Genomic DNA, 12,439 nt, shown 5'->3' on the forward strand with positions numbered 1-12,439 from the left:
TAAAACCAATTATCTACGCAGTATTCGGCTTACTTATAGCAACCAGTTGTGAAAACAAAAAAGCCGAAGAAATAGCCCAGGATTTAGAAGCGCAACAAAAGTGACAAAGATAAGTTCCGTCACTATTTGAAAATCCATCAACAAGGGCAAACTAACTATTTTACATATTGTAAAGATTGTGCTGAAAAGGGAATTAAAAAGTGGATTATGAATCTTGATAAAATGACTTGTACCTATTATGATCAGGTTCAAAATGAGATAGTAGTGGAAAAAGTGCCTCTAGCATAAAACTCTAGACCTCTTTTTGTAATATGGCCCAATCTTCCAAAATAAATATAATTGATATCTAAACATTGTTATTTCACCCTCACAAAAAAAATCCCGCTTGATGATCAGCTGGTCGGTTCGTTACACCGATAAGCTGTTTTCCTATGCCCTGCCAAGTAAATAATAATAGGTTTAAGTTTTTGGATTTTGCAAAAGACTTTTTTGTAAGACCATTATAATTTATACAAGGTTTTATTCCCCTCGCCGCCATAAGAAACTTATTTTTAGCGTTTTATAAAAGCGGTTTCCTAATCGGAATGACAGGACTCCTTTTAATAACTTTTGGACACTGGTTCCTTAAGATTGTGATAAATCTTTAGTGCTACACGCCAGTATTGTCTCTGTTAGCTTTAGCATCAAAGAGCCTAAATACCAAGCTAGAGAAAAAATTACCGAAAATATCCTGTTAGAAACAAGCTCTATATCATTCTATTTAGAACAACAAAAATATATGGATTTCTAATATAAAAGTTTGTAGAAAGTTAGTAGATTGGCACTTAGAAATTTAACTGATCTGTAAAGATCAGCAAATTGCTTCCACCGCTTAACAAATCACATGGTAATTCTAACAGACAAAATAAATCCCACAAAAATACCAACACCTAAAAACTGTTCGTGTTGGACTTTTCCCTTACTAATTAACAGAAATCCAAAATTTTCAGTGACTCAAATGTCCGATCTTTTAAATAAGATTCTGGTGATTTGTATATTATCAGCAAACCTTTTGGCCTATGGTGCGCCTCCACAAGATCGATTAACCAGCAAGGACTCCAGTTCAAATTTAAGTAGCTATACCCTTATAGAAAAGGAATTCAATTACTTGGCTCCGGAATCAGGTAACGTCTATTTAGTTTGGCAAATTGAGGGGATTGAATTGAGCGAGCTTCTAACCCTCAATGACCACAGCAAGCTTACCGATGGACTGTTATACACCCCCATGCAAGCATCGGAAGAAGGGTTTAAAGTAAAGTTAAAGGTGCCTGCAACTACCCATATCAACTACGATTTCTGGAGCACCAAAAACAAACAAGGCCATTATATAGATCATTGGGACTTGAAATCTCGTGGACGCCAACTCGTAACGGACGACACCCCAATTATCAAACAAGCCCATTATGTTGCCATGCAAACAAAATCGGCTTCGCGACTGATTTCCAAAGGATGGTTGTTATTGGCCTTTCTCATGGTTTTATATTTTCTGTGGTATGTCTTACAAAAAAGAAGGGTCGAAATTCTAAAGTCACCCACACCATTTGAGAGCATCCTTTTTATTGGATTAAGTTTACTATTGCTACTAGCTTTGGCACGTTCTGAAATTCTGGGGTTGAACCCCACAAATTACCTTAATAACCCAAAACTTATAATTGATCTCGTGAGGGGAAGTTTTAGTGATTTCACTTTTGTGGCCACTATCACCCTTATTTTTGGTCTTGCTACTTTACTGACTAATCCTATAAAAATCAAAAATAGTCTTCGCCTCATATTTATTATACTGGCTGTGGGCGTAACAATTGCTGCGTTCGTAAATATTACCAATATCATTTTATTAGGAAAACCCTTTACCTATCAATGGCTATATTATTCGGACTTTTTAGGCAGTGATGAAGCCAAGACGGCTTTTAAAGAAAACATCTCTGTTGGCATTGTTCTTAACTTAATAGCCTATGGCGTATCCCTCTTACTACTGGCACGACTTTTATATATCGCCTATCAGCTTTTGAAGAGTAAAAAACACGTAAAATACACCATCTTTTCTTTCCTTGGATTAGGTCTGATAAGCTTGGTTTGGTTTGCAAGTGAAACCCAAGTATCTTGGTCTAAAGGCCAATCACAAAACGCCATTACCGCTTTTGTTCAGTCGATGTTCACGGCCAATTCAAAGGCTTCCTTTTTTACTTTAGACCTGACTACAGAAGAGGAAGCTTTTGACCCCGCCAAGAGCACACTTCTAGAAAAGCCGAGGATCTCCAACGAACATGGAGTCAAAAACGTAGTAGTTATCGTGCTCGAATCGGCTGGGGCGGAATATTTCGATGCTTATGGTGGACGCTTTGGATTAAGTCCCAATCTCAATAAATATGCAGAACAGGCCTTAATTTTTGATCAAATGTATGCCCACAGTCCGGCAACTAATTTTTCGCTTGTTTCTATGCTTGCCTCTATGTACCCAGATCTATCTTTTAAGAGCATCACCCAAGAACACCCTGAAATCAATCACCCTACAATGTCATCACGTCTTAAAGAGGAAGGTTATAGAACCTCGTTCTTCACCTCGGCAGACCTTCGCTTTCAAAATTGCGACACCTATTTGGCACATCGGGGATTTGACCTTGTTGAAGATTTCTCGAAGATCACCTGTGAGGACCATTTTCAATTGGCGGATACCTCTTATAAAGAAGGCAATGGCATCAACGATTTATGTTTAGCCGATCGCTTCTCAACTTGGATCGATGAGGATCCCAACCAAAACTTCTTTTCCATGCTCTGGACCGTTCAAGGCCATTATCCCTATTTTTTTGAAGATGAAGAACAGGATTTTGGCGTTTCAAATCTAAGTTTCAATAGGTATTTAAATTGTTTAAAGCGTAACGACGAACTGGTAGGAGCGGTCATGCAGTTTTTAGAAGACAAAGGTTTAGCCTCAAGTACACTGGTAGTGGTAACTGGGGACCATGGCGAAGCCTTTGGTCAGCACTCACAATACGGCCATGGCACTGGTATCTATGAAGAAAACTTAAAGGTGCCACTTTATTTGATCAACCACACTTTGTTCAACGGCGAGCGTATAAAAGATATTGCAGGAATGAAAGATTTGGCAACCACAGTGCTTCCCATGTTGGGGATGGCAGTTCCTGAAATATGGCAAGGTCGAAATTTGTTAAGCTCGACCTCTAATGAAGCCTATTTTTTTGCTCCCTGGTCAGACTATCTTTTTGGATACAGGAATGGCGATTTAAAATATATATTTAATGAAACGGAGAACACGGTTCAAGTTTATAACTTAAAAAATGATCCTAAAGAGCTCCATAATCTTTACCATAATGAGATGGAGGCCGCAATTATAAAAGCAAGAAGTAAAGTAGCCTCATGGGTACAATTTCAAGACAAGTTTATGACGGACCTTTTACAAGCGGATCAGTAACTAATTATTTTAAATTCGAGATGGGCAAATCTAATAAAACGTTTACCAAACCATTATGAAGAAAGCTTTCCTCTATATCCTGTCGCTGGGTGGTGTACTTTTGCTTTTGAGTTATACAGTTATTCGTTATAATTTGGATCAACATTTGCTTGCCACGTTTAAAAACAATTCGCTGGAAATTAATACCGACGCCCCCCTATTGGCGGAAGTTTCGCTCACAAACAATCTGCCCACGCGAAAAGTAAATACGTTCCCGCATTTCACCTTAAAAATATATGACAGCAACAAATGGGACCTGAATAATGAGATGATATCGCGAATTCCGGAGGATATTCCAGTTATGATCACTGTCGAAACCCATGAGACCAAACTTTTTTCCTATTACAATAACCCTTTAGCTGACGTACAAGACGGTTCTTATGACCGTGCTATTGAAAATTTGTGTACAAAAGTGATTGGCAACCGACCCCATGTGTACATTAGATTCAATCCTGAAATGGAAGTCCCTACAAGACTCTATCAATGGCAACAAAAAAGTGGATATATTGAAGCCTTTCAACACTTTTTCAAGGTATGCAAGACATATGCTCCGCAAGCCAAAATAGTCTGGGGACCCGCCTCCTATCCTGGAGCCATGGAATTTTACCCAGGTGACGATTATGTGGACGTTGCAACCATTAGCCTTAAAAGTGACTCTGAAAAGCTGCTTAAGGTCTATCCAAAAGATTATTCAATCGAGTACGATTTGATGCGACGGGTACACCGCCTAAGATTTATGAATAAACCAATATATGTTTTGGGTTCCCGACAAACTGCAAAAGATTCTCTGACAGCGACTGCTCTTGCCGAATTAGGCAAACACATTCATGAAAATCGGGACAATATCTATTCTGATGAGAATTACCAACGCGCCCCACGGGATTCTGATAACCATCCATCAAGCCCCATTGCTATAGGACTTTACGATCCACAATCTCTTTTGAACGACGAAAAAGAGGTAACCGTAGAACATCTTTTTGCCGATTTCAGTAATCTTGACAGTGGGGCGTTCCAAAAAAGTTTTCAGGCTGTAGAAAAACGCGGCCATGATATTATTGTGACTTTTGAACCCTTCCGGAATCCTAATGGGGAAACCGATTTAGATGTCCTTCGGCAGGTGAGCAATGGTGCTTACGATCAGCAAATCAAACAGCTGTACACCGTTATTTCCAGCACGAACAGAAAGGTGTATTTACGGTATGCCCATGAAATGGAAATTCCCATCACCCGTTACCCTTGGCAAAGTCAAAATCCCATAGATTATATTAAATCCTTTCGTTACTTCATGACCTTTATGGAGCCCTTGCCCCCACACATCGCACGTGTTTGGGGTCCTGCAGGCGATCGAGGCTCCATTGAGTGGTGGCCCGGTAATGATGTTGTTGAATATATCAGTATTGCCATCTACGGTTTGCCTGACAAAAACATCACCGATCCTAAAAAACAAGAGACCTTTAAGACCATCTTTGAACGCAAAAATAAACGGATGCGATTTATCGATAAACCTATTTTCATAACCGAATTTGGAGTTAAAGGACCTGAAGAATTCCAAACAAAGTGGTTGGAAGATGCTGCCGAAGTAATCCGAGACCATAAACAGATCATTGGTGTGAACTATTTCAATATGTCCGATACACCAAAAGCCTGGGGTGAAATAAAGCCACCAGATTGGAGTATTTCCAAAGCATCGTTTAATCGGTTTATTGAAGTTTTAGAAAAAGAATAAAGGGAACGCCATAAAAAATTGGATGCCAAACCAAGGTAATGTAATTAAGGCCTTATGATATTGAGAAATTAATTAAAAATAATCGTAAATTGAGGGTGACCGATGCTTAAATGGCTAAAATTAAAAACATACCAACTAAATTAACCGCTCAATAGAAACACTTTTTACACATTGGGAAAACAGCATTGAAACAGATGAACCATAAAATCTCTAAAATATGAAACCAATTATCTACGCAGTACTCGGGTTACTAATAACCACCAGCTGCAAAAATAATAAAGCCGCAGAAATAGCCCAAGCTGACACCGTTCAAATCCCAACGGCCACTTTTATCACCGAGACTTTAGGGTTGACGCATTGCGAATCGGCAGTTTATAATGCTAAGCAGAATATTATTTATGCCTCTTTAATTGGGGAAAAAGAACCTGGCGATGGAGCTATTGCTACTATAGACCTAGATGGTAAGCTTATCGATGCCCTATTTATAAGTGGGCTCAACGACCCTAAAGGGATTGCAATTACAGAATATAAACTTTACGTATCAGATATCAATGAGCTTGTTGAAGCCGATTTAAAAACTGGAAAAATTATTAAAAAATATAGCCATGAAGGTCTTGAGTTTCTAAATGACGTGGCAATTGATGGTCAAGGGAATGTTTATGTTTCTGATACCGGCACCTCAAAAATATACCAATTGGATACCCAGGGTAATTTTAGTTTATGGTTAGCTGATGAGAACTTAGATCGACCAAATGGCTTGTTGGTACAAAACAACACCATGTATGTGGCCTCATGGGGAAGCCAACCCAATGGCGGTCGGGTTTCTAAAATAGACATGACAACAAAGGCCATAGACTCCATAACAACCATCATTGGTAATTTGGATGGGATTAGACCTTATGATAAAGACCGTTTAATCATTTCTGATTGGAATAGTGGCATGATCCATTTAGTAGATTATGATGGCAACACCCAAGAAGTTCTTCAAGTAGGACAAAGTGTAGGTGATATTGCTTATATACAAGAAAAAAAACTGCTTCTATTACCCATGAATAAACAAAGCCGACTGTTATTTTATAGATTAGACTAAAAATTCGGAACAGTGCTAAAGTATATGAATTTGATTTATGGTTGACATGCAGAAATTCGAATAGCCCGGTAGAAACAAATTATAACGATTATGTTTTTATAAAAAAGTTATTATTTTCGTAATTGATTAAGGTAAGCATATTTATGGTTTATAGATACCTGTGTTAGCCTAAGCTTAAAACAAAACAGATATGTACCAATTGACTTACCGCTCCATAGCAAGACCAAGATTAAAATTTGAAGATTTAGAAGCGATCCTTGAGGAGGCCAATGCCACGAATTCAGCTAGGAATATTTCCGGTTGTCTTATTTACCACAATAATAGTTTTGTCCAAATCCTTGAAGGTAATAAAAAGGATGTGCGTCATGTGTACAGAAAAATTAAGGCTGATGATCGGCATCAGTCGGTAACCTTACTTTGGGATACTAATGTGGAGACCCGATTTTTTAAGGAATGGCACATGGCCTTCTACCGACCGGAAGATAAAAACATCAAAACATTTGTTAACGATTTGTTAACGTTTTCAGATCTTACTGAAAAACCTACGAGTCCCTTATTGACTTTTTGGGCCACCGTTCAAAAAATATTACTGGACGGCACGGTTAAACAATTTGAGAAGGTCTATTAAATAATGCTTTGTAATATTTGCAATGTAATGTTCCACTTTGATAATCGATTATTTATGTACGGTGCTAATTACCCCATTTGATTTCGCGATGTTTTTTCAGTATTTTGAGACCATTGGCAGATAAAAAAAGTTCAATTTGCCCTGCTGATTGCAAAGTTTGCAAAGCACAACCGGATTGCATTTAAAAGCGACGTCAGCTTTGCCCAATACCTCAAAAGAAATTATGTCAACAAGCAAGGACACAATTGCGCAGCCGTTAACCTTATAACCTCTCGCATCCCTCCTACAATTTAAACTATCATGCGCATAGTAGTGCGTCTAAAATTACGTTCACTAAACCAGCAATATACCCTGCTAGTTCTCCTTTTGGCAAACAGTGTTTCTCTTTTCGGATAATAATTGTTAAATTAGTGTTTATCCACTTAAAAAATTATACAGAAAATCCCCGGAATAATAACTCGTAATCATATAAAAAAAAATAAGATGAAAAAAACGCTTTTGATCCTGATGACTTTAGGGCTTTTTGCCTGTGACCAACAAACCAACCAAACGCAAAGTTTACAAAAACAAATTGACAGTTTGGAAAAGAAACTTGAGAACACCTACAAACCGGGCTTCGGAGATTTTATGGGAAGTATTCAAGCACACCACTCCAAACTATGGTTTGCAGGACTATACGAAAACTGGGATCTCGCCGACTTTGAAGTGCACGAACTCATGGAAGCTATTGAAGATATCGAAAAATTCCATGAGGGACGAGAGGAAACACTATTGATAGGAATGATCATGCCGCCATTGGATAGTATCAGTAAGGCCATCGAACAAAAAAATACCGCCTTATTCAATTCCAGTTACACCTCGCTCACAAACACTTGCAACCAGTGTCACAAAGCCGTGGATATGGAGTATATCATTGTAAAAACACCTGATACGCCACCATTCAGCAATCAAGACTTTCAACCCTTAAAATAAGCTCCTGTCCTTTTGTGAGCGCCATTGCTTTTTAAATAATTAGATCATTATTGAACCTTAGATCATAATCCCATGATTATGACCACTATTATAATGTGAAAAATCGACATTTCAAGCATAATGAACTGTCAGATGCACATGTCATACGAAACGACCTAACAAAATGCTGTAAACGTAATGGTTGACTTCTTTTTATGTGAATTTACGTTTCTCCCGTTAGCGACTAGTGCCTTCCCTAAGAATTTTAGATACCGAAATCCATAAATCTGATGCGAATTGCTTCGGAGGTGAACAAGATTCCAGCTTTTTTGAATCAGGAAAAAATTAATTAGGATAATTTAAAATCACACTACAAAATGAGGTTGCAATGGCATGGATGTTGTATAAGAATAAGAATTAAAAATTTTAAGTTCCGTGGAAAAACGGAACACAATAACATCAATTAGACAACAAAATGACAAAGACAATTTTGACAATGACAATGCTAACCGCATTATTTTTAAGTTCATGTAAAGACTCAACAAAGCAAGAAAACACACAAACATCAACCACAGAACAAGTTACTGACGATATCGTAAAGAGCGCGTCAACCGACAAAGACGGAAACAACTTAGAAATGGCCTTTAACAATACCAATGGCACTGCTACTTTAAATTTTCAAGGAGAAACCATTGATTTGGTCGCAGAGAAATCGGCTTCAGGAATCTGGTACACCAACGAGCATTATGAATTAAGGGGAAAAGGCAATGATATAGAACTGAAAAAAGACGGAAAAGTAATCTTTACCCACGATGATGCTATTATCAATACCTCCTTGAAGAGTAAAGACGGACAAACGCTGGATATGACGGTGAACAACACCACCAATACCGCGAAAGTTTATTTAAACGGCGGCGAACAAATCGATTTGGAAGGCCAAAATCCTGCATCAGGAATTTGGTACAAAAATGACCAGTATGAATTAAGAGGAAAAGGGAATGATATTGAGCTGAAAAAAGACGGGAACGTTGTTTTTACACATACAGATGAAATTGTTACTTCTTCTCTAAAAAATGATGAAGGTCAAACACTGGATATGACTTTTAATAACACTTCCAATACAGCGAAAGTTTATTTAAATGGCGGCGAGCAAATCGACTTAACTGGTCAGAAACCTGCATCAGGTATTTGGTACAGAAACGACCAGTATGAATTAAGAGGGAAAGGCGACAACGTTGAACTGACCAAGGACGGAAAAACGGTATTTAAAAACTAAGCCTACCACACACCTCGCCTTGCAATTTAAATTGCGCGTGCAACAAATTAACAAAAATCCTTTTTGCCCAAAAGCGTGGCAGGAAGGATTTTCTATTCAATTTCTATGTGTTAAATTAGCTACTTAAAGAAGGCTACTAATCCTTAAAAATAAACGATGCGGAACAGCATAAGAAAACCATGCGACTAGCTTTAATCTTACTGATTGGAATACATGGAATCATCCATTTATTCGGGTTTTTGGAAGCATTTGGCTTTTCTGAATTAAATGTGATTTCAGAACCGATTTCCAAAACATTCGGAATTGCATCGGTGTTAACCTTTATCTTTTTTGCATCGGCCAGTGTTTTATTAATTGCACGCTCTAATTATTGGTGGATTTGCGGAATGCTGGGCGTGATTCTTTCCCAAGTTATAATTATAAACTTTTGGGATGACGCCAAATTCGGGACGATTTTAAACCTCATCATTTTCATTTCAGCAATAATTGCCTATTCCACTTTTAGTTTTAAGAAAACCATTGGAGATGAAATAACCAAAATGATTGAGATTGCCAGCACAAGGAACAAAAGCGTTCTTTCGAAACAGATGATATCAAAATTGCCTCCAATCGTCCAAACATGGTTGCTGACTAGCGGCGCCATTGGGAAAGAGCCAATTTATAATGTTTACTTGGAACAAAATTTACAAATGAGGCTTAAGCCAGACCAAAAAGATTGGAGCAACGCAAAAGCAAAACAATATTTCACAATTGAACCGCCTGCATTTAATTGGTCAGTCAACTTAAAAATGAATCCATTATTAGACGTGGTCGGGAGAGACAAATTTGAAAACGGACAAGGAGAAATGACCATTAAGATGCTGTCACTTTTTTCAATTGCAAATGCAAAAAATAATCAAAAAGTAAATCAAGCAACATTGCAAAGGTATTTGGCTGAAATAGTGTGGTTTCCTTCTTCTGCTTTAAGTCCTTATGTGTCATGGGAAACTATTGATGAATATGCCGCCAAAGGAACAATGGAATATAAGGGAACTAAAGGTTCGGGCGTGTTCCACTTTGACAACAACGGCAATTTCAAAAAATTCGTTGCCATGCGGTATAAAGATGTAAATGATGCGCAACCTACCGAATGGACCGTAACCGCAATTAAAACCGAAGCGTGGAATGGAATTAAGATACCTGTAGAATTGAAAGCGGATTGGACATTGGAAAACGGTCCTTGGACTTGGCTAAAACTAAAAATAACAGACATTAAATACAACGTGGGAAATAGTTCTGACGCCAATAATCTACAAAAATAATAGCAGAATTGAGCTAAAAAACTAGGGGAAAAACTTCAAAAAACCTAGGACACCTCTTTTCAATACCCCCTATTTATCGTACCTTCTCGGCCTATTAAAAGACAACTTTATGAAAGACAAAAAAAGAGGCGAATTTTTAAAAAACGTATTGGAAAACATGCCTTCTGGCTGGTTGACCATCACAACGCATCGTCTTGATATTTATGATGAAGCATTGGCTAAAACGCAGTTTTTAGACCAATTTGAAGCCTTATTTCAAGAGAATAATTACCAACAATCCGCATTGAACAATTTGCCCACGGCTTACGATTATATCCGATTAGGCCATCCCCTATCTTGTGTGTTAGAATGGGAAATTGCTCATCAACATCATCTCAACTCAGAAAATGTCATCAGTTTTTCATCGCGAATGGCGCCCATTTTAGCTATTCTAAGAAAAAACTTGTTAGACGGTAAACGCACCCAAATTGTTTATACCAATAAATTACCTGATCATTTTGATGCCGAAATCCTGAGACGCATTTATGGCTATCAATTTGATTTGACGAAAGTAGAAAACACAAAAGATAGTGCTGCATTTAAGGGCAGTACCGTTTTTATTTCAGATCAAGATAATTTTCTTGATGTTGACCTCACTTCTAATATTGATTTTTTTGTCACTGTACATCATCAGCTTGGCAGTGTGATTTTGGTAAATGGCGCCAAAAATGAACGTTATGTTTCAGAAATCCAACACGTCAGAAGAAGAGAGACCATTGCCATGACCCCGGCCAATTGCCTTTCAGCATTAAAATTGATCATGGACGAGGCTTTTGTTATTCCTCAAAATTCGGATATCAAAACAAACAAGACCCTAGTTGAAGAGACCATCAATGAGATTACCAACACCACTTCAAAAGCATTGGTAGCTTCAAGCGGACTCTCCATGCAGTATGCCATTATGATGGGGCTCATTCACGATGCCTTGGAACAACATCAAGGAAAAGACATCAAATTCATTGTGCCGCCCAACTGTTATGGCGGTACTAATGATCAAGCACGACGCGTTGCTGCTTGTCTTGACAACGTTGATGTGGTTGATTTACTTGTGGATGGTGACAACGATATGGTGGAAAGCATTGACACTGTTTTAAATAAAATTGCCAACGACGATGCGATCCCTTATATCATTGCTGAAATTCCAACAAACCCAAGAGTTGAAGTCCCAGATCTAACAAAATTAAAAGAGGTTTTAAGTAAGGTACGTCATACCAAAAATGGTGAGCGTGCGATTGCCCCAGTGTTTATTTTGGATCAGACATTTTGTCCTAACGTCCATTTTTTAGGTGATGAGGACATCCTTTCATCGGTGCGCACCATTTCATACGCCAGCGGATCAAAATTCCCAAGTGGCGGATTATGTACTGCGGGCTATTGTGTAGGAAACAAAAAAACAGACGTTTTGATGGAGAAAATAGAACTGCACCTCCAACTTTGCGATAATGAGGCTACGGATCTTCAAATGGACGTGTTGGCAAAACAATTGCCATCAATGAATCAAAGAATTAAGGTTGCTTATAAAAATACTCGAGAATTTGTAAACTTTATCCATGACGCGTTACCTGCGGCGAAAATCAATTTTGTTTCAGAAGCATTGGCGGACCAAGGTTTTACGCCATCGGTATTTTCACTGGACCTTCCCACCAAAGGAAATTCTGATGAAGAACAAGAAGCTTATAAAAGAGCTTTGAATCTTAAATTAATCAATTTAATGATTACAAAAATTCCCCATGAAAGTAAGTTCTGTGTTAGTTATGGGCAATTAAAAGGCTGTTATTGGACGGTTCCCGCCACCTCTACGCAAGGAACCACCAAAGAAGGCGACAAAGATTATATTGTACGGGTTTCATTGGCACCAGATTTGGATCTTGATCTTCACAAAAAAGTGTTTTTGGAATTTGTCGAAGGAATTTAACCTAA

At 38.1% G+C, this 12,439-nt stretch carries 8 protein-coding genes and 1 pseudogene; all 9 read left to right on the top strand.

Annotated features, from left to right (window positions below; all coding sequences use genetic code 11):
- Positions 1-105 precede the first annotated feature (105 nt).
- A pseudogene (locus ESZ48_RS19810) lies at positions 106-288 on the top strand (DUF1398 family protein); the annotation flags it as partial.
- 736 nt (positions 289-1,024) lie between these two features.
- Entirely contained in the window at positions 1,025-3,469 is a 2,445-nt protein-coding gene (locus tag ESZ48_RS14470; RefSeq protein ID WP_190246276.1) for an LTA synthase family protein, read from the top strand.
- Positions 3,470-3,524: 55 nt separating this feature from the next.
- Positions 3,525-5,234 carry a glycoside hydrolase family 26 protein gene (locus ESZ48_RS14475; protein WP_129018218.1) on the top strand — a complete coding sequence of 570 codons (1,710 nt, stop codon included), beginning with the start codon at positions 3,525-3,527 and terminating at the stop codon, positions 5,232-5,234.
- A 217-nt stretch (positions 5,235-5,451) separates the two neighbouring features.
- Entirely contained in the window at positions 5,452-6,324 is an 873-nt protein-coding gene (locus ESZ48_RS14480) for an SMP-30/gluconolactonase/LRE family protein (RefSeq protein ID WP_129018219.1), read from the top strand.
- Between the two features lie 190 nt (positions 6,325-6,514).
- Complete coding sequence (locus ESZ48_RS14485) at positions 6,515-6,952, top strand: BLUF domain-containing protein (RefSeq protein WP_129018220.1); 438 nt, start codon at positions 6,515-6,517, stop codon at positions 6,950-6,952.
- A 483-nt stretch (positions 6,953-7,435) separates the two neighbouring features.
- A complete protein-coding gene (locus tag ESZ48_RS14490; RefSeq protein WP_129018221.1) occupies positions 7,436-7,924 on the top strand; it encodes a hypothetical protein in 489 nt (162 codons plus the stop codon).
- Positions 7,925-8,378: 454 nt separating this feature from the next.
- The gene (locus ESZ48_RS14495) at positions 8,379-9,179 is read left to right on the top strand and encodes an MliC family protein (protein ID WP_129018222.1); all 801 of its coding nucleotides are present in this window, start codon (positions 8,379-8,381) and stop codon (positions 9,177-9,179) included.
- A gap of 179 nt (positions 9,180-9,358) precedes the next feature.
- Positions 9,359-10,480, top strand: a complete 1,122-nt coding sequence (locus ESZ48_RS14500; protein ID WP_129018223.1) for a DUF6920 family protein — start codon at positions 9,359-9,361, stop codon at positions 10,478-10,480.
- A 109-nt stretch (positions 10,481-10,589) separates the two neighbouring features.
- Positions 10,590-12,434 (top strand): PLP-dependent transferase, encoded by a 1,845-nt coding sequence (locus tag ESZ48_RS14505; protein WP_129018224.1) that lies wholly within the window; start codon positions 10,590-10,592, stop codon positions 12,432-12,434.
- Positions 12,435-12,439: the final 5 nt, after the last annotated feature.

It is taken from the genome of Gelidibacter gilvus, assembly GCF_004115975.1.
Lineage (GTDB): Bacteria > Bacteroidota > Bacteroidia > Flavobacteriales > Flavobacteriaceae > Gelidibacter > Gelidibacter gilvus.

Coding starts and splice junctions, on each gene's coding strand:
- ESZ48_RS14475 (WP_129018218.1), top strand. CDS start 3,525: ATGAAGAAAGCTTTCCTCTATATCCTGTCGCTGGGTGGTGTACTTTTG.
- ESZ48_RS14480 (WP_129018219.1), top strand. CDS start 5,452: ATGAAACCAATTATCTACGCAGTACTCGGGTTACTAATAACCACCAGC.
- ESZ48_RS14485 (WP_129018220.1), top strand. CDS start 6,515: ATGTACCAATTGACTTACCGCTCCATAGCAAGACCAAGATTAAAATTT.
- ESZ48_RS14490 (WP_129018221.1), top strand. CDS start 7,436: ATGAAAAAAACGCTTTTGATCCTGATGACTTTAGGGCTTTTTGCCTGT.
- ESZ48_RS14495 (WP_129018222.1), top strand. CDS start 8,379: ATGACAAAGACAATTTTGACAATGACAATGCTAACCGCATTATTTTTA.
- ESZ48_RS14500 (WP_129018223.1), top strand. CDS start 9,359: ATGCGACTAGCTTTAATCTTACTGATTGGAATACATGGAATCATCCAT.
- ESZ48_RS14505 (WP_129018224.1), top strand. CDS start 10,590: ATGAAAGACAAAAAAAGAGGCGAATTTTTAAAAAACGTATTGGAAAAC.